This window comes from Paraburkholderia sacchari, from assembly GCF_000785435.2.
GTDB lineage: Bacteria > Pseudomonadota > Gammaproteobacteria > Burkholderiales > Burkholderiaceae > Paraburkholderia > Paraburkholderia sacchari.
Genome location: NZ_JTDB02000001.1, coordinates 1,323,459 through 1,345,602 on the forward strand (window position 1 = coordinate 1,323,459; position 22,144 = coordinate 1,345,602).

Annotated in this window: 22 protein-coding genes; 13 read left to right on the forward strand and 9 right to left on the reverse strand. The window is 65.0% G+C overall.

What is annotated here, in order from left to right:
• Positions 1-347: 347 nt before the first annotated feature.
• On the forward strand, positions 348-992 hold the full coding sequence (locus NH14_RS05865; RefSeq protein WP_035529000.1) for a DUF4142 domain-containing protein: 645 nt from the start codon (positions 348-350) through the stop codon (positions 990-992).
• 134 nt (positions 993-1,126) lie between these two features.
• On the opposite strand, the gene NH14_RS05870 is transcribed toward NH14_RS05865, so the two are convergent.
• Positions 1,127-1,726, reverse strand: coding sequence for a TMEM175 family protein (locus tag NH14_RS05870; protein WP_035529003.1), 600 nt, complete (start codon positions 1,724-1,726; stop codon positions 1,127-1,129).
• 88 nt (positions 1,727-1,814) lie between these two features.
• On the opposite strand from NH14_RS05870, the gene NH14_RS05875 reads away from it, so the two are divergent.
• Positions 1,815-2,519 carry a cytochrome b/b6 domain-containing protein gene (locus tag NH14_RS05875; RefSeq protein ID WP_035529005.1) on the forward strand — a complete coding sequence of 235 codons (705 nt, stop codon included), beginning with the start codon at positions 1,815-1,817 and terminating at the stop codon, positions 2,517-2,519.
• A gap of 36 nt (positions 2,520-2,555) precedes the next feature.
• Here NH14_RS05875 and NH14_RS05880 read toward each other — a convergent pair whose 3' ends face one another.
• Positions 2,556-3,629 (reverse strand): hypothetical protein, encoded by a 1,074-nt coding sequence (locus tag NH14_RS05880; protein ID WP_035529244.1) that lies wholly within the window; start codon positions 3,627-3,629, stop codon positions 2,556-2,558.
• A gap of 140 nt (positions 3,630-3,769) precedes the next feature.
• Here NH14_RS05880 and NH14_RS05885 point away from each other — a divergent pair, with 140 nt between their 5' ends.
• A complete protein-coding gene (locus tag NH14_RS05885) occupies positions 3,770-4,045 on the forward strand; it encodes an H-NS family nucleoid-associated regulatory protein (RefSeq protein ID WP_052148175.1) in 276 nt (91 codons plus the stop codon).
• Between the two features lie 23 nt (positions 4,046-4,068).
• On the opposite strand, the gene gudD is transcribed toward NH14_RS05885, so the two are convergent.
• From gudD to NH14_RS05900, 3 genes are all read right to left on the reverse strand, one after another.
• On the reverse strand, positions 4,069-5,430 hold the full coding sequence (gudD, locus tag NH14_RS05890; RefSeq protein ID WP_035529007.1) for a glucarate dehydratase: 1,362 nt from the start codon (positions 5,428-5,430) through the stop codon (positions 4,069-4,071).
• Positions 5,431-5,543: 113 nt separating this feature from the next.
• The gene (locus tag NH14_RS05895) at positions 5,544-6,878 is read right to left on the reverse strand and encodes an MFS transporter (protein WP_035529009.1); all 1,335 of its coding nucleotides are present in this window, start codon (positions 6,876-6,878) and stop codon (positions 5,544-5,546) included.
• 265 nt (positions 6,879-7,143) lie between these two features.
• On the reverse strand, positions 7,144-7,872 hold the full coding sequence (locus tag NH14_RS05900) for a FadR/GntR family transcriptional regulator (RefSeq protein ID WP_035529011.1): 729 nt from the start codon (positions 7,870-7,872) through the stop codon (positions 7,144-7,146).
• A 506-nt stretch (positions 7,873-8,378) separates the two neighbouring features.
• On the opposite strand from NH14_RS05900, the gene NH14_RS05905 reads away from it, so the two are divergent.
• The 7 genes from NH14_RS05905 (at position 8,379) to NH14_RS05935 (ending at position 13,977) form a co-directional block, all read left to right on the forward strand.
• Entirely contained in the window at positions 8,379-9,050 is a 672-nt protein-coding gene (locus NH14_RS05905; protein WP_052148176.1) for a c-type cytochrome, read from the forward strand.
• Between the two features lie 43 nt (positions 9,051-9,093).
• Positions 9,094-10,455: a c-type cytochrome gene (locus NH14_RS05910; protein WP_084225633.1), complete on the forward strand. Its 1,362-nt coding sequence runs from the start codon at positions 9,094-9,096 to the stop codon at positions 10,453-10,455.
• A gap of 46 nt (positions 10,456-10,501) precedes the next feature.
• A complete protein-coding gene (locus NH14_RS05915) occupies positions 10,502-10,684 on the forward strand; it encodes a hypothetical protein (RefSeq protein ID WP_035529013.1) in 183 nt (60 codons plus the stop codon).
• 84 nt (positions 10,685-10,768) lie between these two features.
• Entirely contained in the window at positions 10,769-11,347 is a 579-nt protein-coding gene (locus NH14_RS05920) for a cupredoxin domain-containing protein (RefSeq protein WP_035529251.1), read from the forward strand.
• Positions 11,337-12,962, forward strand: coding sequence for a b(o/a)3-type cytochrome-c oxidase subunit 1 (locus tag NH14_RS05925; protein WP_035529016.1), 1,626 nt, complete (start codon positions 11,337-11,339; stop codon positions 12,960-12,962). The genes NH14_RS05920 and NH14_RS05925 overlap by 11 nt, the downstream gene beginning before the upstream one ends.
• On the forward strand, positions 12,959-13,747 hold the full coding sequence (locus NH14_RS05930; protein ID WP_035529019.1) for a c-type cytochrome: 789 nt from the start codon (positions 12,959-12,961) through the stop codon (positions 13,745-13,747). The genes NH14_RS05925 and NH14_RS05930 overlap by 4 nt, the downstream gene beginning before the upstream one ends.
• The gene (locus NH14_RS05935) at positions 13,720-13,977 is read left to right on the forward strand and encodes a hypothetical protein (RefSeq protein ID WP_035529021.1); all 258 of its coding nucleotides are present in this window, start codon (positions 13,720-13,722) and stop codon (positions 13,975-13,977) included. The genes NH14_RS05930 and NH14_RS05935 overlap by 28 nt, the downstream gene beginning before the upstream one ends.
• On the opposite strand, the gene NH14_RS05940 is transcribed toward NH14_RS05935, so the two are convergent.
• Both NH14_RS05940 and NH14_RS05945 read right to left on the reverse strand, forming a co-directional pair.
• On the reverse strand, positions 13,949-15,385 hold the full coding sequence (locus NH14_RS05940; protein ID WP_035529022.1) for a cytochrome-c peroxidase: 1,437 nt from the start codon (positions 15,383-15,385) through the stop codon (positions 13,949-13,951). The two genes, NH14_RS05935 and NH14_RS05940, sit on opposite strands and share 29 nt — an antisense overlap.
• A gap of 121 nt (positions 15,386-15,506) precedes the next feature.
• Entirely contained in the window at positions 15,507-17,180 is a 1,674-nt protein-coding gene (locus NH14_RS05945) for a phospholipase C (RefSeq protein WP_035529255.1), read from the reverse strand.
• Between the two features lie 447 nt (positions 17,181-17,627).
• Between NH14_RS05945 and NH14_RS05950 the strand changes: the two genes are divergently transcribed.
• On the forward strand, positions 17,628-17,900 hold the full coding sequence (locus NH14_RS05950; protein ID WP_152617185.1) for a hypothetical protein: 273 nt from the start codon (positions 17,628-17,630) through the stop codon (positions 17,898-17,900).
• Positions 17,901-18,090: 190 nt separating this feature from the next.
• On the opposite strand, the gene NH14_RS05955 is transcribed toward NH14_RS05950, so the two are convergent.
• Positions 18,091-19,161 carry a peptidoglycan DD-metalloendopeptidase family protein gene (locus NH14_RS05955; protein WP_035529025.1) on the reverse strand — a complete coding sequence of 357 codons (1,071 nt, stop codon included), beginning with the start codon at positions 19,159-19,161 and terminating at the stop codon, positions 18,091-18,093.
• A 347-nt stretch (positions 19,162-19,508) separates the two neighbouring features.
• Here NH14_RS05955 and NH14_RS05960 point away from each other — a divergent pair, with 347 nt between their 5' ends.
• Positions 19,509-20,441: a hypothetical protein gene (locus NH14_RS05960; protein ID WP_035529257.1), complete on the forward strand. Its 933-nt coding sequence runs from the start codon at positions 19,509-19,511 to the stop codon at positions 20,439-20,441.
• Positions 20,442-20,485: 44 nt separating this feature from the next.
• On the opposite strand, the gene NH14_RS05965 is transcribed toward NH14_RS05960, so the two are convergent.
• Complete coding sequence (locus NH14_RS05965; RefSeq protein WP_035529027.1) at positions 20,486-21,286, reverse strand: hypothetical protein; 801 nt, start codon at positions 21,284-21,286, stop codon at positions 20,486-20,488.
• Positions 21,287-21,511: 225 nt separating this feature from the next.
• Here NH14_RS05965 and NH14_RS05970 point away from each other — a divergent pair, with 225 nt between their 5' ends.
• Entirely contained in the window at positions 21,512-22,129 is a 618-nt protein-coding gene (locus tag NH14_RS05970) for a LysE family translocator (RefSeq protein ID WP_035529029.1), read from the forward strand.
• Positions 22,130-22,144 lie beyond the last annotated feature (15 nt).

Genomic DNA, 22,144 nt, shown 5'->3' on the forward strand with positions numbered 1-22,144 from the left:
ATGGGTACTGGCGAGCCGGCTTGCCGCCGTTGGAAAGGAGGCGCGCGCGCTCACGCCTTATACGAACATCGTCAAGCTCGGGCCGCGATCGGCCAATCTCACGATTTCGCTGCCTTGCTCCCACGACCGCATCCAACGTCCGCATCCAACGGCTTTACCAACCGTTACAGAAGCGACGCCACCGTTTCACCTCGTTTCACCTGTACGCGTCGAGCCTTTCTAGAATTCATCAGACCGTTGCGCAACACACTCGTGCAGCGGTCGCGAACCTTGCCACGCGCAGTACATGCACATCGCATTGCGCCGGGCCTCGTTTGCGAAACCGATAATTCACGAAAGGAGTTCGTATGTCTCGCCTCTCGCTTGCTTCGCTCGCCACTGCATCCGCTGCCGGCCTGCTTGTCCTTTCGCTGGGCGCCAACGCCCAGACCACGGCGCCCGCCGGCACTACCGCTGCCAACGCTGGCACCAACGCGGCCACCGCCGCCGCGGCCAGCTCTACCGGCACGACCTCCACAACCGCTACGACCAATGCGGCGGCCGCCGGAGCAAAGCTCCATGGCTCCGACAAGGCGTTCATCGCGGACGGCACGCAAACCGTTGCTACGCAACGCGACGCCGCGCGCATTGCCGATTCGCGTTCGAGCGACCGTGAAGTGAAGGCATTCGCCGAGAAGATCGTCGCCGACTACACGAAGCTCTCCAACGAGATGCGCGCCGCAAGCCCGCGCGGCGTGGACGTGCCGCGCAACGACCCGGATACCGCCGTGCTCGACAGCATCAAGAATCTGCGCGGCGCCGACTTCGACAAGGCGTATATCGAGCAAGTCGCGCTGGGCGGCCAGCAAAAAGCGCTGTCGGCCTTCCAGGCGGAAATTGCCGAGGGCCGCGATGCGGGTCTGAAGAAGGTTGCGACCGAAGGCCTGCCCGTGATTCAGGCGGACATCGCCAAGGCGAAGGAACTCGCGCAGCGCAAGCATATGGCCAGCTGATTGGCCTGCGTGCAGTTGACCTGCAGTTGACCTGTAGTTGACCTGTAGTTGACCTGTAGTTGACCTGTAACGCGGACAGAACGGGCCCGGTCTTCCGAACCGGGCCCGTTTTTATTCCGTTTTTTATTCCATTTTTATTCTTTCGGCTGCTCGTGCGCGACCATCACGAGCCGCTCCATGCGGCGGTCCGGCACGAACCACAACAACGCCACCGCCGCGAAAAACAGCGTGCCGATATGCGGCCACCCCAGCGCCGCGACTATCATCCCCAGCACATATCCCGCCACCGACGCCTTGCCCTTCAGGTCGCGCCGCAATGCCTTCGCGAGCGCGCTTTGCGCGCCGTGATGGCGCACCAGGGCGCCCTGGAGAATCACGTAGGCGATCGCGCACAGCAGCAGGTTCAAGCCATAGAGCATGGTCGGCCAGCGCCCGAAATGGTTTTCGCCCATCCACCCGGTGGTGAACGGCAGCAGTGAAAGCCAGAACAGCAGATGCAGATTCGTCCACAGCACCGTGCCGTTCACGCTGCTCGAGGCGTGCAGCATATGATGGTGGTTGTTCCAATAGATGCCGACATACATGAAGCTCAAGATATAGCTGAGCACGGTCGGCCACAGCGGCACGAGCGCCGCGAGGTCTTCGCCGTGCGGCACCTTGAGTTCCAGCACCATGATGGTGATGATGATGGCGAGCACGCCATCGCTGAACGCTTCGAGTCGGTTCTTGTTCATCGGCTTCGCAATTCGAGGGTCGGGTAAAGCTGGCGCAAGTATGGCCGAAAGTGCTCTCGCACGCGAGCCGCCACATAGAGGAAATGCCATGGATGCAGGGCCGCACACCTCGCTCGATCCCGGCGCTTCGCCCGCGCGCCGCGTTCGCCGCGTTTACGTTTGGGATCTGCCCGTGCGGCTCTTTCACTGGCTGACCGTGCTGCTCGTGGCCATCGCTTATGTTTCGCAGCGCATGAACTGGATGCAACTGCACGTGCGGGCGGGCGAGACGCTGCTCGCGCTCGTGCTGTTCCGTTTGCTGTGGGGCTGCTTCGGCAGCGAGACCGCGCGCTTTGCCCGCTTTGTCGCGACGCCGGCGGCCGCGTGGCGGCATCTGCGCCATCTCGCGCGCCGCGAGCCCGACGTGCAGGTCGGCCACAACGCGGCAGGCGGCTGGATGGTGCTGCTCCTGCTCGCGCTGCTGCTCGTAGAGACGCTCTCCGGCCTGTACGACTACAACGATATCGCCGACGAAGGCCCGCTCTCCGAACTCGTCCCCGCCTCCGTCGCCAATGCAATCGCGGCGATCCACGCCTATGGATGGGACTTGCTGGCCGCGGCGGTCGTGCTGCACGTGTGCGCGATCGCGGTCTATGCGCTCGTCAAGCGTCACAATCTGCTCGGCCCGATGGTGACGGGCGCGAAGCGCCTGCCCGCGACGGTGCGCGCGCCACGGCGCGCCTCGCTCTGGCTCGCGGCGCTGCTGATGGCGGCTGCCGCGCTAGTGACGGCGCTGCTTGCCGCGTATCTGTGAATACCCGCCCGCGCGTGTCGATATCGGCAACGCGCCCTAGCCTGCCGGCACCGTGAGTATCGGCGCCTTCTGATCCTGATTGGCCTGCGCGAGCGCGATGACGTTCTGCAATACCGTCAACGCGTATTTCGAATCGAAGTCGTCGTTGTCGATCCAGTAGGTGGTGTCGTGATAGACGACCGTTGCGTAGGCATCGTGCGGCGGCTTCTTGCCCACGTGCACGACGATGGTGGGCCGCGTCTCGCCGCCGACGAGATGCACGGTCGGCACGGTAGCGCCGCGCTTGACGTCGTCTTCGGGCACCGCGATCTGCGCGCCGAGGTTCGTCAGGATGCCCATCACCGATCTCGTCACGATGTTGATGGCGCGGCCGTTGCCCGACGCGGGACCATACCCCACCGCATATTCGCGCACGGCTGGCGAGAGCCGCAGCAGCCGGCGCACTTCGGCGAGGTCTTTGGCCGTGCCGGGCGGCGCATTGTCGCTGCCGAGCGTCATCGTCACGCGCGCCACTTGGTCGTGCGCGGCCGGCTTGTAGTTCACGGTGAGCTGCCCCGCGAGTTGCAAACGGCGCAGCGCGCGCAGCAGCGCGAAGAAACCGGGGTTCCCATCGCTATCGGGACCGCCGAGCGGCGCGGCATTCTGCAGCCCGCCAATCGATTGCACCGATAGGCGCAGCAGCAGGTCGATGGGCACGCCGCTATCGGCGAGCGGCAACAGCAACTCAGCCGGCAGCGGGCGGATATAGCCGGTGGCCAGCGCCTCGCCCGTGGTGGGCACGAACGTGAAGGTCGGGTGATTCGAATACGAGGCGCCCGCGCTCGCCTGGCCGAAACTCGTGCCCGCCGCGCTCGACCCGCCTTCGGCGAGCACGCCCGCGTTCGCTTCGAACGTGTACGAGGCGATGATCTGGCTCACCGCCACGAACGAGGGCGAATCGCCGAAGCGCAGGCCAACGACGGTTGCGAGCATCTCGCGCTTTTTCGCGTCGCCGAGCGCGCGTTCGTAATCGACCTGGTCGGTGCGCAGCAGATGCGGGCCGAACCATGCGCAACCGGTTGTCATGAAGAGCGGACACAATGCAGCGGCGATGAGCCGGCGCCGGGACAGCAAACGCGATGCAATCATGCGGAAAGCCCGATGGAGTGAGCACGAAAGGCGATGCGTGCAGCAAGCTCCATGCCTCGCACGGCGCGCGGCGCATGACGTAAAATCTACCGCTCCTTTCACTCCATTCCAAAAGACTGCAGATGGCTACCTACCTCGAATTGCTCGCGGAAAAACGCGCACTGGACGCGCGCATCGAGGCGATGCGCGCGGAGGCGGCTCAAGAAGCACTGGCGGCTGCGCGCGCCGCCATCGCCGAATTCGGCTTCACGCCCGAGGATCTGTTCGGCAAGCCGCGCCGGCAAAAAAGTTCGCGGCAAGGTACGCGGCGCAAGCGCACCGTCGCGCAAGACGGCGCTGCGGCGCAAGCCGCCGACCACGCCAACTTCGATCTGTTCGGCGACTCGGCCGGGCATTAAAGCCGCGCGGCGGTATTGCGCGCTCAGCGCACGAGACACGGACGCTTGTTGTCGAAGGTCCAGTTGGGAATCAGGTATTGCATGGCGATGGCGTCGTCGCGGGCGCCCAGACCGTGCTGCTGATAGAGCGCGTGCGCCTGCTCCAGCGCGTCCATGTCGATCTCGATACCCAGGCCGGGCTTCTGCGGCACCTGCACCTTGCCGCCTACGATCCGCAGCGGCTCGCGCGTGAGGCGCTGACCGTCCTGCCAGATCCAGTGCGTGTCGATCGCCGTAATCTTGCCGGGCGCGGCGGCGGCCACGTGCGTGAACATCGCGAGCGAAATGTCGAAGTGATTGTTCGAGTGCGAGCCCCACGTGAGGCCCCAGTCGTTGCACATCTGCGCAACGCGCACCGAACCCTGCATGGTCCAGAAGTGCGGGTCCGCCAGCGGAATGTCCACCGATTGCAGTTGAATCGCGTGGCCCATCTGGCGCCAGTCGGTGGCGATCATGTTGGTGGCCGTGGGCAGGCCGGTCGCGCGGCGGAACTCGGCCATTACCTCGCGGCCCGAATAGCCGTTTTCTGCGCCGCACGGGTCTTCCGCGTAGGCGAGCACGTCGTGCTTGTCGCGGCACAGGCGAATCGCTTCGGCAAGCGACCACGCGCCGTTCGGGTCTAGCGTCACGCGCGCCTGCGGAAAATGCTCGGCCAGCGCCGTGACCGCCTCCATTTCCGCGTCGCCCGCCAACACCCCGCCCTTGAGCTTGAAGTCGTTGAAGCCGTAGCGCTGTTGCGCGGCTTGCGCTAGACGCACGATGGCCTCGGGCGTCATCGCCGCTTCGGTGCGCAGGCGCTCCCAGTCGTCGCGGCCATCGGCGCCGCTGGCATAGGGCAGATCGGTCTTGTTGCGATCGCCGATAAAGAACAGGTAACCGAGCATCTCCACTTCGCTGCGCTGCTGCCCTTCGCCCAGCAGCGCGGCGACCGGCACGCCCAGATGCTGCCCAAGCAGGTCGAGCAGCGCCGCTTCGAGCGCGGTCACGGCGTGGATCGTCGTGCGCAGGTCGAAAGTCTGCAGGCCGCGGCCGCCTGCGTCGCGGTCGGCGAACTCCTTGCGCATGGTGTTGAGCACTGCCTGGAGATTGCCGATCGACTGGCCGACCACGAGCGCGCGCGCATCGTCGAGCGTCTTGCGGATCGACTCGCCGCCCGGCACTTCGCCTACGCCCGTGTTTCCTGCGCTGTCGCGCAGCAGCACGACGTTGCGCGTGAAGAACGGGCCGTGCGCGCCGGAGAGATTCATCAGCATGCTGTCGCGGCCCGCGACGGGCACGACTCGCAATTCGGTCACGACGGGCGTGGCGCTCGGCGCGACATTCGGCCGGACGTTCTGTGTAGACATGGAAGCATCACCTCTGGAAATGCGGCGCCATATTGCGCCTGACAAGCATGACAAATCGGAGCGCCCGGGCAGCTTCGCTGCATCCGTGCATCGGCCCGCGCGGCGAGCCCGGCTCAGCGCGCGCCGCCCCGCACCGGCGCCTCGTCGGCAAAGGCGCGACGCGAAGGCTTATTGCGCGCAAGGAACGCGAGTGCGGCGGCGATCAGCGACGTCGCGCCGAGACCGTACAACCCGCCCGCGATCGAGCCCGTATGCTGCTGCAAATAGCCGAATGTGGCCGGCGCGAAGAAGCCGCCCAGATTGCCGAGCGAATTGATGAGCGCAATCACGGCAGCCGCCACGCGCGTGTCGAGATAGCCCTGCGGGATCGGCCAGAACAGCGACGAGGCCGCCTTGAAGCCGATCGCCGAGAAACAGATCGCGACGAACGAGAACACCGGGTTCGCCGAGGTCGAGGCGAACAGGCCGCACGCGGCGATCACGAGCGCGACTGCGAGCCAGGCCTGCTGAAAACGGAATTTGGCGGAGAGCAGCGCGAAGCAGTACATCGCGACGATCGCGATCATCCACGGAATGGTGTTGTACAGGCCCACCTGGAAATCCGTGAGGCCGCCCATTTTGCGGATGATGGTGGGCAGCCAGAAGGTGGCCGCGTAGATCGTCAGCTGGATCGCGAAATAGAGGAAGCAGAACAGCACAATCTGCGGGTCGCGCAACAGGCGCATGACCGGCACATGCGCGCCCGTTACGGCGACGCGCTCGGCCTGCTCTTTCGCCATGCAGGTTTCGAGCGCGCTCTGCTCGGCGCTGGAGAGCCAGTGCGCGTCGCGGATGCGCGACTTCAGCATGAGCCAGCTCGCGCCACACAGCAGGACGGAAAACGCGCCTTCGATCAGGAACATCCACTGCCACCCGGCGAGGCCGAGGCCGCGCACCGAAAGCAGCGCGCCCGTGACCGGGCCGGAGAGCACCGAAGCGAACGCCGAGCCCGCGAGAAAGATCGCCACGGCCTTGCCGCGCTCCTTCTGCGGCAGCCACTGCGCGAAGTAATAGACGACGCCCGGAAAGAAGCCCGCTTCCGCGATGCCTAGCAAAAAGCGCAGCACGTAGAACGAGGTGTCGTTGCGCACGAACGCCATGCACGCCGCGACGATGCCCCACGTGCCCATGATGCGCGTGAGCCAGGCGCGCGCGCCGTACTTCTGCATGAGGATGTTGGACGGCACTTCGAAGAGCGCGTAGCCGACGAAGAACAGCCCCGCGCCCAGCCCGTATGCCGCCGCCGAAAGACCGATATCGGCCTTCATGTGCGCGCCGGCGAAGCCGACGTTCACGCGGTCGATGTAGTTCGCGATGAACATGATGAGGAACAGCGGCAGGACGTGGCGCTTCACCTTGGCGCTGGCGGAGTCCAGCAGGTCTTCGCTGTGATCGGACAGAGTGGACATCGAAGTTGTCTCCAGTTTCACGCTGCGCGCCCCGGCCGGCGGATCGGCATCGTCGCGGCTCAGCGTGGTACGTTGTCTGATGACATTTTAGCGATGTTGTACGATCACCCCAATGGGGTGTTTACCCTTTGCTCACTCCGAAGCCTCTATGACTACGGGCGCTTTTGAGCATAACGATGCGTGGACCCGTCCCGAGCATCCCTGAACCGCCCATGTTGTACGACGACTCATCTCGCGAAGTAAACCTGTGAGATGGCGGGCAAACTCAAGCCCTCTCCGCCGCCCGCCGCAGCCGCTCCCGGCTGCTCGACAGATGCATGCGCATCGCGGCGCGCGCGCTTTCGGAATCGTGCCTCGCGATGGCGTCGAAAATGCTCTCGTGCTCGCGGTTCACGAGTTCGGCATAAGCCTTGGGATCGCTGTGCGCGATGCCGGCCGAATCGATGCGATGGCGCGGAATCAGCGCTGCGCCCATCTGCGTGAGGATGTCGACGAAATAACGATTGCCGGTGGCGCGCGCCACCGAAACATGGAATTGCAGATCGGCGCCCGCGCTGTCGCCGCCTGCGCGCGCGGCCGCCGAAATCGCATCGAGCGCCGCGCGAATCGCCGCAATGTCGCGCTCGCTCGCGCGCTGCGCCGCGAGTCCCGCACATTCCGTTTCCAGGCTGATGCGCAACTCCAGGACCGAGAGCAGATCGTTGAGCGTGCTCGCGGGCACGACTTCGAGATCGAGCGGCTCGCGGCGCGGCTCCAGCACGAAGCTGCCGATGCCATGGCGCGTTTCGATCACCGACATGGCCTGCAGCCGCGAGATCGCCTCGCGCACCACGGTGCGGCTCACGCCCAGCGTGCTCATGAGACTGCTTTCGGTCGGCAGCTTGTCGCCGGGCTTCAAGGTGCGCGAAGCGATCTGCTCGTTGATGTAATTGACGGCCTGCTCGGCAAGATTGCGACTGCGGGCGGGTATGGGCGCGGCGCTCGGCTCGGCCATCGTCCTCTCCTTGGAATGCGAATTTCGTTTCATTATACGTCGTCGGACAACCGGACGCCTGCTGCCGCACGTCTTGAAACAGCGGGGATTTGCCCGGTTCGCGGGCGCTCCGGAGACATCGGACAACCGTGTGTGCCCGCATGGTAACCGGCATACCTGCTCGCAAGCTTTCCTCCAAGGGAAAAAGCGTCAGCGCTAATTAATTTGGATTCCATATTTATTGATGCGGGCCGCAATACATCCAAATAATCGATGCGTTAGCAAACGTCCTTATACAAGTGCTGCCCGAAAAAACCTCGGTAAATAATTTGTACACGTTCACTCGACAGATCGCGTTTTTTAACGATAATGTCCCCAAAGAAGATGCGCACCGGGACGCAAGTCACCACGCCGGTCGACGCCTCAACTGATATCGAATCGCATCGCGCTTGTGCCGTACATGCCGTCCACAATCCGCAACGAGGGAATCATTGAGAAACCGCATCGTCCGCGTTGTCCTCTGCGCCATGGCATTCGCGCTGCCGTGCGCCGCGTCGTTCGCGGCCCCGCCCGCGGAACCCGCGCCTGACACGATGCAAGCCCGCGTGATGGGCTGCGCCGCATGTCACGGCGCGCACGGCGAAGGCACCGACAACGACTACTTTCCGCGCCTCGCCGGCAAGCCCGCCGGCTATCTCTACAACCAGCTCATCGCGTTTCGCGACGGCGGCCGCAGCTATCCGCCGATGAACTATCTGCTCGCGTATCTGCCCGATGCGTATCTCAAGCAGATGGCCGAGTTCTTCGCGCACGAGCGTCCGCCCTACCCGCCGCCCGCCGCGCCCAAGGTCGATGCGGCCACGCTCGCGCTCGGCAAATCGCTCGTCATGAACGGCGCGCCCAACCGCAAGGTGCCTGCGTGCGCGGCCTGTCACGGCGCCTCGCTCACCGGCATGCAGCCCGCCATTCCGGGCCTCGTGGGCCTGCACCCCGACTACATCAGCGCACAGCTGGGCGCATTCCGCTACGGCACGCGCCGCGCCGCAAGCCCCGACTGCATGCACGACATCGCCTCGCGTCTCGCCGAACGCGACATCACGGCCATCGCCGCGTGGCTCGCGTCGCAGCCCGCGCCCGCCAATCCAGCGCCCGCCGCGCCCGCGCCCTTGCCGCTCGCATGCGGCAGCGCCCACAACTAGCCGAGGCCTCGACGTGCGCAAACTTCGATCCCTCCTGCCAACAATGCCGGCCATACCGTCGACGCCCACGCTGGCCGCGCGCGTCGCCCGCACCGTGACGCTGAGCGCCGCGCTCCTGTGCGCCGGCACCGCGCTCACGCATGCGCAAAGCGGCGCGCCCGCGGCCAATTCGGCGGATGCCGCAAGCGCCGCCGCCGCCGCGGCAATGGCCAACGCCAAGCCGGTGGCAAGCAATGCCGAGCTGCTGGTGCGCGGCGAATATCTTGCGCGCGCGGGCGACTGCATCGCGTGCCATACGGTGCCTTCGCAGAAGATGTTCGGCGGCGGCCGCCCGATGGAAACACCGTTCGGCACGCTCTATACGCCGAATATTTCCTCGGACAAGCAATACGGCATCGGCGCATGGAGCGCCGATGAGTTCTACCGCATGCTGCACGAGGGCAAGTCGCGCGACGGCACGCTGCTCTATCCCGCGATGCCGTTCGCCTCGTACACCAAGGTCACGCGCACCGACTCCGATGCGATCTACGCGTATCTGCTTTCCACGCCCGCGGTCAATCAGCCCAATCGCCCGCATACACTGCGCTTTCCGTATAACCAGCGCCAGCTTCTGATCGGCTGGCGTGCGCTGTTCTTCCGCTCGGGCGAGTTCAAGCCCGATCCGAAGCAGTCCGTGGAATGGAATCGCGGCGCGTATCTGGTGGAAGGTCTCGGGCATTGCACGATGTGCCACACGGAGATCAACGCGCTAGGCGGCAACACCGCGTCCAAGGAATTCCAGGGCGGCCTGATTCCGCTGCAGAACTGGTATGCGCCTTCGCTCACGTCGAACAAGGAAGCGGGCCTCGGCGACTGGAGCATCGACGATATCGTCGATCTGCTGCACGCGGGCGTCTCGAAGCGCGGCGCCGTGTACGGGCCGATGGCCGAGGTCGTCTACGACAGCTTCCAGTACCTCACCGAAGACGACGTGCGCGCCGTGGCCGTCTATCTGAAGTCGCTGCCGGGCCATTCGGGCGAAGTCGACAAGTCGCCCAAGAGCCAGTTCGTGACCGAGGAAGCCAACCGTCTCTCGCCGCTCGGCAAGAAGATTTACGACACGCAGTGCGCCGCATGCCACGCGTCCGAAGGCCAGGGAAAGCTGCCGCATTTCCCGCCGCTCGCGAACAACCAGTCGATCCAGATGAATTCGGCGGTGAACCCGATCCGCATGGTGCTCAACGGCGGCTATGCGCCGGGCACGAAGAAGAACCCGATGCCCTATGGCATGCCGCCGTTCGCGCAGTTGCTGTCCGACGAGGAAGTGGCCGCCGTGGTCACGTATATCCGCACGGCATGGGGCAACCATGGCACGCCGGTGTCCGGGCACGAAGTGAACGCGCTTCGCTCGGCGCCGCTGTTCTGAGCCGCTTATTTGAGCCGCCGTTGCGAATCTTCAAGCTGAGGCCGTGATGATAGAAACACCCGTTCCTCAACAACCGGGCGCGCCCGCCCAGCACGAGCAGATCGACGAGATCGTGCGCCGCGGGCCGTGCGGCGCGCTCGCGCTCGCCGGCATTGCCACGGCCATCGTGGCCGCGATCTGGTTTGCGTTCTACTTCCTGGTGTTCCTGCCTCGCGGCGTCATTCAATAACTGCGAGCGAGCATGAATAACTGCGATGAATAGCCGGGAAATCCGCCGGCAACCCACTCACTCAATCTCGCGCCAACCGTCCACATGTCCACGCATCCAACCGATCCCCATGCCAGCGCCGAAGTGGCCGCGCGCGTGGAGCGCCGCTGGGCCACGCTCATGGTGGCGCTCGTTCTCGTGCTGGTGGCGATGACCGTCTACACCGGCCTGCACTGGGCCATGATGCCGCCGTCGCGCGTCGAGACCATCGACCCGGAAACGCTGCACGTCTCGGGCGAATTCGTCGAAACCAATCTCGGCAGCGCGCTCGAGCCGGACGGCTCGGTCACGGTGCGCGTGCTCGCGCAGCAGTACTCGTTCACGCCGCAATGCATCGTGGTGCCGGCGGGCGCGCCCATCACCTTCCGCGCCACCAGCGCCGACGTCGTGCACGGCTTTCTCGTGACCGACACGAACCTCAATTCGATGGTCGAGCCGGGCTACGTCTCCACCTTCCGCACGACCTTCGACAAGCCCGGCGACCATACGATGCCGTGCCACGAATATTGCGGCACAGGCCACCAGGGCATGTGGGCGCACGTGAAGGTCGTCGACCGCGACGCCTTCATGAAGATGGCCGCCCTTCCGGAGAACCATTCGCGGAGACTGAGCTGTGTTAAATAACAAGCGACTCGTGCTCGCCCACTTCTGGCTCGCGTTCATCCTGTTCGGGGTCGCGCTGCTGCTCGGCGCGTGGCAGATGCTCGTGCGCAGCCCGCTGCATCCGTGGCTGCGCGATCCCGAGTTCTACTACCGCTCCGTGACCGAGCACGGCACCGTGATGGGCTATGCGTTCCCCACGCTCATTGCGATGGGCTTCGGCTACGCCGTGACCGAACTCTCGCTCAAGCGCCCGCTCATCGGTGCGCGCTGGGCATGGCTCGGGTTCATCCTGCTCGCGCTCGGGGCCGTCGCCGCCTCCGTGACAGTCGCGCTCGGCCGCGCTTCAGTGCTCTACACGTTCTATCCGCCGATGATCGCCAATGCGTTTTATTACATCGGCGTCGTGTTCGTGGTGGTGGGCTCGTGGGTGTGGGTCGCGCTGATGGGCGTGAACTTCACCGCGTGGAAGCGCGCGAACCCCGGCAAGCCGGTGCCGCTCGCGATGTTCGCGACCACCGCGGGCGCATATCTGTGGGGCTGGACCGCCGTGGGCGCGGCCATCGAAGTGCTGTTCCAGATCCTGCCCGTCGCGCTCGGCTGGCGCAGCACCATCGACGCGGGTCTCGCACGCGTGTTCTTCTCGTGGACGCTGCACGCCATCGTCTACTTCTGGCTCATGCCCGCGTACATCTGCTACTACACGATCATTCCGCGCGCGATCGGCGGCCGGCTCTATAGCGATTCGATGGCGCGCATCTCGTTCATCCTGTTCCTCGTGGTGGCCATGCCGATCGGCCTGCACCACCTCTTCACCGATCCGCAGGTGGGTTCGGGCTTCAAGTTCGTGCAGTCGGTGTTCACGGCGCTCGTGTCGGTGCCCACGCTGCTCACGGTCTTCACGATCTGCGCCTCGGTCGAAATCGCCGGGCGGCTGCGCGGCGGCAAGGGCGTGTTCGGCTGGATTGCCAAGCTGCCGTGGCAGAACCCGCAGATGCTCGCCGTGGCGTTCTCGTTCGTGATGCTCGGCTTCGGCGGCGCGGGCGGGCTCATCAACATGAGTTATCAGCTCGATCAGCCCGTCCACAACACGCAATGGATCACGGGCCACTTCCACCTTATCTTCGGCGGCGCGATCGTCATCATGTACTTCGCGATTGCCTACGATCTGTGGCCGCAGCTCACGGGCCGCGCGCTCACCAACTGGCGGCTCATGCGCTGGCAGCTGTGGCTATGGTTCATCGGCATGATCGTGACGACCTTTCCGTGGCATCTGGTGGGCATCATGGGCATGCCGCGCCGCATGGCCTACTTCGATTACAGCGATCCCGCGCTGGCCGCGCAGGCGAGCCTCGTGACCGCCTCGGCGGTGGGCGGGCTGATACTCGTGATCTCCGCAATCCTGTTCTTCGTGGTGCTGCTGCAAGGCCATCGCAGCCCGGTGCAGACGCCCGAGGAATACCGCTTCAGCGCGCCCGTGCATGAATCGCCGGTGCTGCCGCGCGCGCTCAACGGTTTCGCGCTGTGGGTCGTGTTGATGATCGCCCTCACGATCACCAACTACGGCTACCCCATCGCCCAACTGCTCGCGACACCCAACACGGCCGTGCCCGCGATTCCGATTGGAGCGCCGCGATGAGCGAAGAACGCCTGTTCACCTTACGCAATGTGTGGTTCCGCGCGAGCGTGGGCGCGACGATACTCGCGTTCGTCGGCGCTGCGCTGATCGGCTTCGTCTGGCTGCCTTCCGCGCAACGCGATGCGCAGTTCCAGGGCATCTGGAACGCCATCTGCAGCGCGGCCGGCGTGCCGCGCCAGTGGTCTCAGGGGGGCGCCGCGATCACGCCGGGCTACAAGGTCAGCACGGTCGAGCTCACGCCGCACATGCTCGATAACGCCAGCACCCTGTCGATCGGGCGCGGCGCCACGCTCTCGCTGCGCTGCACGATGTGCCACGGCCCGCAGGGCATGAGCCAGGCCAATTCGCCGAATCTCGCGGGCCAGTTCGCGAGCGCGGTGTACAAGGAACTGCTCGACTTTCAGAGCGGCGCGCGCAAGAACGCGGTCATGACGCCGATGGCGCAAAATCTCTCCGACCAGGACATGCGCGATCTCGCGGCCTACTACGCCTCGCTGCCGCCCGCGGCGCGCGTGAGCGGCACGCCGCCGGGAATCGTCGCGCTGGGCGCGCCGATGCGCAATATTCCGGCGTGCGCCTCGTGCCACGGCGGCGTCGACCACAAGGTGGGCACTCCCTGGCTCGACGGCATGCCGGCGGCCTACACCAAGGCGCAGCTCACGGCCTTCGCGGACGGCACGCGCCACAACGACATTTCCGAGCAGATGCGCAATATCGCGCGCAACATGGCCCCCGAGGAAATCGACACGGCGGCCGCGTGGTACGCGGGCGGCGCACGTCCGTAACGGCGCGGCAAACCTCGGAAACGCTCGTCTCGCTGGTATCCACGCATCTCGAAGACAGTTTCGGCGTCTACGACCTGATCCTGACCGAAGCGCTCGACTCGATTCGCGACCCGCGCGCGGCCCATGAAGAGCTATACGCGGCGAAACAGGCTGGCCGCAATCAGGTCAAGGCGAAGGTTTCGGCTAGCTCGGCTAATTCGGCTAATTCGGCGGCAACGGATCGTCGTTGAGTGTCTTCAGGAACGCCACGATGTCGCGGATATCCTCGTCGCTCATCGCGGGCTTCTCGCCGAACTTGCGGTCGAACGGCGCGTCGGTCACGTCCACATTGTTCCGGTATTGCGGCGGGATATCGTCGTATTTGTCGATCTTGCCGTGCGCATCGCGCGGATAGAACTTGCCCGGGTCGGTGTTGCGCTCGTTGTAGAACGCCATCACGTGGTCGAGGTCGTGATAGATGCCGTTGTGGAAGAACACCGTGCGCGTAGCCGCATTGCGCAGCGTGGGCGTGAGGAACATCCCGCAGTACTGCGTCTGGTCGCGCATATCCGTGCGGAACGGCCCGCACACGCCCAGATCGTAAAAGCGCGGATCACGGTTCTGCACAAGCTTGCGGTTGCGCGGCACGCCCAGCGCCTCGTACTGGTAATCGGTGAACATCGGCGGCAGGCCATCCTTGCCCGGCTTCGAGAGGTGGCAGCCCGCGCAGTTCGCGCGGCCAGGATCGTTGAAGAGGCGCAGGCCATGCAATTCGGCGCGGGTGAGACGCGCGCGCCCTTCGAGCCAGCGGTCGTACTTGCTGTTGTATGGATGGAACGACGGATCCTCCACTTGATAGCGCGAGATCGCGAACATCGCTTCGGAAACCAGCAGCTTGCGGTCGCTAAAAATTCGCGGTCCGAATAATTCTGTAAAGCGCTGCGCGTACGACGCTTGCTCGAGTTTCCCGGCCACCTCGTCGACGCTCGTGTTCCCCATCTCCACCGGGTTGAGCAGCGGGCCATAGGCCTGCTGTTGCAGCGTATCGGAGCGGCCGTCCCAGAACAGGCCACCTTGCGGGACCATTTCCGTGGAGGTCGACGGACCGCCCGCGGTCTTCTGCGACTTGATCACATTCGCGGCGGCCGTGGCCTGCTGGGCGACCGTGGGCGCGTCGTCGCTTTCGCCGGCATCGGGGCCGATGCTGAAATTCGGCTGGCGATACAGATACATGAGCGACGGCGGCGGACGATAGCCCTGCCGCGTCATCGCGAGTCCGCCCTGCTGCACGTCGAGCCCGTTGGGCGGGCCATAGGCATGCGCGGGGCTGTGGCACGAGGCGCACGACTGTTTGCCCGAGGCCGACAGCGCCGGATCGAAAAAGAGCTGCTTGCCGAGCTGCGCCATGGCCGAAAGCGGCGCCACGGGCGGGCGCTGCAGCACGACCGGATGCGGATTGGCGCCGGTAAGGTTCTCGACGATGGCGCCCACGGGCGCGGGCACACTGGCCGGAAACGCCAGGGCGTAGGCACCGAAGCCCAGCACGGCAGCCACAAAGGCGGCAGCGGCGCGCGGTAGTATGAGCCGATGGCGCGCGGCCTTCGCCTTGACGCTGGCCGATGACGATGCAGGAGAAGAAGACGACGAAAACTCGGACATATTGCCTTGTTCCTCGCGGAACCAGAAAACCGAAAGGCCATGGGCGAAACGCGAGGATGCGCCACACGGCCACACGGCATAAAGGCGCGCTGCGCGCGCCTTTGCGGACCTCAAGCGCCGGTCACATCGCCGGCGCGGCGCTCAACTGCGTGCCTTGCGCGCCGTCGAGATACAGAACCGGCAGATTGCCCTTGCCCGCGAAATCGAACATGCCGCGCATGTCGCCCGCCACGGCATCGAACGAACCGCCGCCAAGACGCGCGCCGCCGAGCCAGTTGTCTTCGATGAAGCGCACCACCGAGGCCTGGTCGATGAAGGTGTGATCCACATAGTTCGCCTTCGCCCACGGCGAGATCACCACGAACGGAATGCGCGTGCCCGGGCCGCAGCGGCCGTTGACCGGCGCGCCCGCGACACCCGTGGGCTGGGTGCCGCTGCCGCACACGCCATTGCCGTTGAGCTGGTCGGCCGAGGCCATCGACGAATGCACCGGCGCCATGTATTGATGGTCGTACCAGCCGTCCGAGTCGTCATAGGTCACGACCACGGCGGTGTTCTGCCAGTCGGGCTGCTGCATCAGGAAGTTCACGACCTTGGTGACGAACTGCTGCTCGTCGAGCGGGTCCGAGTAGCCCGCGTGTGCGTCCTGCGCGGCCGGGGCCTTCAGGAAGCTCACCGACGGATAGTTGCCGGCCTTCACGGCGGCGAAGAAGTCGTCGGAATCGTACTGATGGTTCGCGGGCTCGGCCGTCTTGCCGTCCGTTTCCAGGCTCGAGCCGATCGCGGCCGTCGAGCTCGGGCGCGTGTGCTGCGGGTTCGCGGTCGACTTGAAATACTGGAACCAGTTGTGGTGCGGAATGTAGTCGGCCGTGGCGGCATTCACGGCGGTCGCGACCGTGCTGCGCTTGCAGCCCGTCGTGCCGTTCGCGTTGGTCGTCTGCAGGTTGAAGCCGCCCATGAAGCCGCCCCAGGTGATCTGCTTCGCGTTCAGCAAATCGCCGATGTTCTTCGCGTTGATCATGCCCGTGTCGGTGGTGCTGGAGCACACGTCGTAGCCGGGGTCGACGTCGTTGATCATCGTGAGGCCGCCCGCACCGTCATTAATGTAGTACGACGAAGTAGTGGCCGTGGCCGGCTGCTTCGACGAGACCACGATCTGGAACCCGTTGGTCTGGCCCGCCACCACTTCGAGCGCGCCAGGCGTGGACGGACCATAGGTCGTGGTCCAGGCGTTGTCGCTCATCGCGAACTTTTGCGCGTAGTTCCACAGCGCCGTGACCGTGTTGCCGTCGAAGTAGCCCATCACCTGGCCCTTCGTGCCGAACGCGCCCGCGCCGCCGCTCGTGCCGCGCCCGGTGTACTTCGGGAACAGGTCGAGCGCGCCGTTGTTGGCGGCTTGCTGCTCGGCCGTGTAAGCGTGGTTCTGGTCGGCGGTGGCGGCCTGGGTGCGGTCGAGGCGGAACGGGTTCGCGGCGTCCGCGCCATTGGCGGTATTCGTGAAGTTGGGGTTCGCCGCGAGCAGCGCGCCCGAGAGCCCATTGACGGCCGGCGTGCCCGCGGCAGCCGTGAAGGCCGGCTCGCCCGACGGGTTCGTGGCGTTGGGATAAGTTGCGAAGTAGTGGTCGAACGAGACGTTCTCGCCGTAGATCACCACGAGGTGCTTGATCGGCGTGGCGGTTGCGAGCGCGTCCTGCGTGGACACGGCCGGCGGATTCGACGAATTGCTGCTGCCGCACGCGAACAGCGTGGCGGCCAGTCCAACGCACGACACGGCGAGTAAGGCCCGTCTGTACATGCAGTCCATGTTGTGGGGCTCCATCGATTTCTGAATTGGGTTGGCGAATTGGGTTTGCTCAAGGCGCACGCATTAAACCACCCGAGCATGACCCCAAAACGACCATCTCATTTCCTTAAGCTTTCGCTTCATTTCAGCTACGAAAGCCACGCACCCGCCGTTGCACTCTCTCGCGCGCGAGCTATAACAGAAAGTGCAGCGCGGACGTTCTCTGCGCGCACGCCATCTCCTCCTTGTTGCGCCGCGCCACGCTGCGCCGCCTCCCGAGCCCGCGGAGGCTTGCCTGCCGTGTAAGGCAGCCAGGACCTGTTCCCGTCGTCGATGGCAGGTTCGATAACACGTCCGGCAGCTCGGCCCCAGCGCCGGCATCCCGGCTTACGCTCGAGCGCGCATGGCGCAGCGCCATGCGCGCGTCGGGTCGTCCTGACATCGCGTTCAGGAAGGAGTGTGGAGATGAAGATCCGTTTGGCGATGATCGCCGCCTGCTTGACGGCCCTTGCGGCCCTCGTGGCCGGCGCGCCTGCCACGGCGCAGACGAACGACGAGCCCGCCTCGCAGCAACGCGCGCATCAAATGATGATCCGTGACGCCAATGCCTCGGCCCAGGCCGCCACCGACATGTCGTACGGCGGTACGTCCGACACGCAGAGCGCCGCTGGCCAACGCACCGGCAAAGCATGCGAGACTCGTTCGCAGTGCCATCCGTTTTCCGGTCATTGAACCGTGCTGATAAACCGGTGATGCGCAGCCGGCGCGCCTCACCGCACCGTGGCACGCAGCAGCTCCGCCACGCGCTGCGGCGGCGCAAGCAGTTCGGGCGCGATATCGTAGAGCTCCCGGGTGCTCGTGCGTCGTCGCGCTAGTCGATTAGCACGCGAGCACGCGGCCCGCCAGGGCCGCGCCGGGGCGCTCACAGCATCGGCGTGAGTTTCTGGACCTGCTGCGCGAAGTGCGCCATGTCTTCGCCGTTCAAGGCCGTACGGGTCGGCAGATCGACCGTGAGCGGGTCTTGCGGCACGTTATCCACGTGGACCTCGTAGTGCAGATGCGGCCCGGTCGCCCAGCCCGTCCTGCCCACGTACCCGATCACCTGGCCCTGGCGGATTTCGCTGCCCACGCGCAACGCTTTCGCGAAGCGCGAGAGATGCGCGAAGGTCGTCGAAAAATCGCCGAAATTCTTGATCTGGATAACGCGGCCATAGCCGGTCTGCCAGCCCACGAACGTCACCGTGCCCTGCGCGGTCGCGTGCACGGGCGTGCCCACGGGCGCGGCGAAATCGACGCCTTCGTGCGGCGCCCAGCGGTGCGTGACGGGATCGAGCCGCTCCGGCGCAAAGTCCGACGAGATGCGCGTGTAGTCGACCGGATAGCGCAGGAAGGTTGGCGAGGCCGGCTGGCCGTCGGCGCTGTAGTAGAACGCCTTGCCGTCCAGCTTGCGGTACAGGAACACATCGTGCGCGTCCTGGCCGGTGGAAATGCGTACCGCAACGGGCGGTTCGTCCTGCGCTGCGGAGCCGGCTGCCGCGCCTTGGGCCGCGAGGCCTGCGGCCGGTGCGGCTCCAGTGAATGCGCGCGCGGCGCTCGCCGCGCCGTTGCGGAACACGAGGCGCATCTCGCTGCCCGGCTTCAAATCGTGCTCGACGTCGAGCTGCCCCGAGAGCGCACGGGCGAGCCGCGCGGCCACGGCGGCGCCAACGCCCAACTGGTCGGCTGTCGCCGCGAAGTTCTGCGTAACCTCGGCGGACGCGACACGGAAAGCAGGAACCGGCGGGCCAACGAAAACCGGCGCGGCGGCAGCCGGGGTCGTAACCGATTCTCGCGCGGCGCGATCGGGGATTTCGTCGGACGCGTGCAGCGAAATCTCGGCGCCGGGCCTGGGCAATTGATGCGACAGCCACGCCGTGCACGCGGTGCTGAGCGCGGCCACGAGCATCGCTTTGCCCGCGACTCCCTGCGGCGTCGTCGATACGAATTTGGACATCTACGGAAACAAACTGGGTACGGATGGCTGGCGCAAAGCCGCGCGCAGCGCGCCGCTTTGACAGCGACACCGGCGCCGTTGCGACACCGATGGGCGGAACGGGCGAGCGTATGACAGATTTCTTAAACGAATCTTAAGAATGGCAAATAACGTTAATTCCCCATTTTTACCGCATTGTTCGCAGCAGTTCGGTAGTAATTACACGCAGTACCTGACATCTGCTTTCGCAGTGGCAATGAATTCGGGGGATTCGGCGGGTTCGGCGGCGGGCGCGGGGGCGCGGGGGCGCGCCCCGACTTGCCCCGGATTCGGCGCGCCGGAACCTCGGTCAAGGTAGGATGAAGGCCATGAGCAAACACGCCCAACTTCCAGCAGACAACCGGCGGATCCGACCGTGGCGAATAGTCGTGATGACGGTGGTGCTCTGCTTCCTGTGCCAGAGCGCCTTCGCCGAGGCGGACGGCAGAGCCGCGAGCCTGCGCAGCAAATATCAAAGTCTGACGCAACAACTCGCGCACAACCCGTTTCAGCGGCCGTTGTACCTCGAATCCAAAGAGTTGCCGTCAGCGCTCAACGGCGAGATTTACGGCGTGGTCAATTACCCTTTCAAGACGGTCGACGGTACGCTCAACGACCCGGATCGAGGTCCCGCCAACTGGTGCGACGTATTGATCCTGCACTTGAACACCAAGTACTGCCACGCTTCGACCGGCGCTGGCGGTACGGTTCTTGCCGTGAATATCGGCAAGAAAACCGAGGAATCGCTTTCCTCGTCCTACCGGGTGCAGTTCGACTATCGCCCTGTAGTTAGCATGCCAGATTATTTTCGCGTGGAACTCACCGCCGCCACAGGACCAATTGGCACGAAAGACTACCGGATCGCGCTCGAGGCGGTGCCCGTGGACAATCGCCGTACCTTTATCCATCTGACCTACGCCTACGGTTATGGCACGGCGGGACGGCTCGCGATGAAAACCTATCTGGGGACGATCGGGAGCGGCAAGGTCGGCTTCTCCTCCACCCTCGATCCATCGACGAACGAGCCGCGATACATCGGGGGCATGCGCGGTCTGGTGGAGCGCAATACCATGCGCTACTACCTCGCCATCGAGGCCTATCTTGGCGCGCTCTCCAGCCCGCCCAACGCCCAGCTCGACAAACGGCTCGCCGACTGGTTCGATGCGACGGAGCAGTATCAGCGGCAATTGCATGAAGTCAGCCGCGCCGACTACATGCAAATGAAGCACGACGAGTATCAACGTCAGCAAACCGCCCAGTAGTTTGCCCCGTAGTTCGCACAGCGCGCGGCATCACTGATGCCATCTCAGACAAATTGCGCCGATCCCAGCATCCGGTAATTGGGGTTCGCGCTGGTGGTCGGGTTTCGGTGACCATGTCCGAACCAGCCTTTGGGGGCATAGGCGGGGCGGTCGTATTCGCAACTGCCGTAGGTCGCCCAGAAAAGCTCCCAGTTTGCGCCGTTCACACGGCCGAACACGATCGTGCCGCCGGTGAATTCCACGTTCGTGCGGGCCTGTCCGATCTTGCGGTTCACCTCGGCCCGGGCACCCGCATTGTAGGCCGGCTTGGCCACATTACCCGCCGGTATCAAGTTCAGGTTGTTGGGCGCCGCCGCGAGGTTGGCGCGCGCCAGGTTGTATAGCCGGTTCAACTCGGCGGTGCAGGCCGGCAGTTCCAGCGCCGGTTGCTGCCCGCCCAGGTTGCCGCCCGGCGCGTTGGCCTGGTTGTTGGCATGGTAGACGACGATGGATCCGGGTACGCCCTGCACACGATCGACATAGATCATGCAGCCGGAAAGATTGGTGGTCAGGAACGACTGCTGCACGCCGGGCCCGCCGGGCGCCGGCAGCACGATGGACGTGATCTCGTTGGTCGCGAAAGGCAGGAAGTAAGTATCGCCGCCAGGATTGGCCTGCGGGTCCAGGCTCGTGACGCCGCTGATGCCGACGCCATGATTCATTACTGGATTCAGGGCGACGAGGCAGTTCGCCGCCGTGTAGTGGCGGTGCAAGCCCATCACCGCCGGGATGAAATTCCCGCCGTTGAAATTGCCGAGCGACACCGTGGTGGGTTGGGTGCGACAGTTCTGGACGTTGATCGGCATGGCGGAGTCTCCCTCACTCGTTGTGGCGGATACGCTGCCCGACGACGATACCGGCGATTTCTTCCCGTGGTCAAGAACGTTATTGGCGGATTTTCAGTCCGCTCCGTACCGGTTTTCGTGTGCGCATCTGTACCGGTACTGTACCGACCAGCCTCGCTAAACTGGCTGCCAGTCAATCGCCGCGATCATGAGTGATCGCCGCCCTGTCTCTGGAGCCATCGCACCATGCTGCCCGAAATGCTCAGCGCCTTGCCTGCCGGCATGCTTTTCGTGGTGGTCACGACCATCACGCCCGGCCCCAACAACACCATGCTGCTCGCCTCCGGCGTCAATTTCGGCTTCAAGCGCACGGTGCCGCACATTCTCGGTATCAGCGCGGGCGTCGTCGTCCTCATGCTCTCGGTGGGATTCGGCCTCGGCGAAATCTTCCGTCACGTGCCCTGGCTCTACACGGCGCTCGAAGCCGCGAGCGTCGCGTATCTGCTGTGGCTCGCATGGAAGATCGGCACCTCGGGCATGCTCAAGGAAAAGGGCGGCGAGCGCCGCCCCATGCGCTTTCACGAAGCCATCGCGTTCCAGTGGATCAACCCGAAGGCATGGATGATGGTGCTCACCGCGGCCACCACGATCCGCCTCTCGGCGGACTTCGGCGTCAACACCGTCGTGATGGCCGCGCTGTTTTACGTGATCGGCCTGCCCTGCATTTGCTTGTGGGCCGCGTTCGGCACCGGCATGCGCCGCTTCCTCGGCGACCCGCGCCGCCTGCGCCTGTTCAATATCGCCATGGCGCTGGCGCTCGTCGCTTCGATGTATCCGCTGTTCGCGCATCTGCTGCAGCGCTGAAGCGGCTTGTGCCGA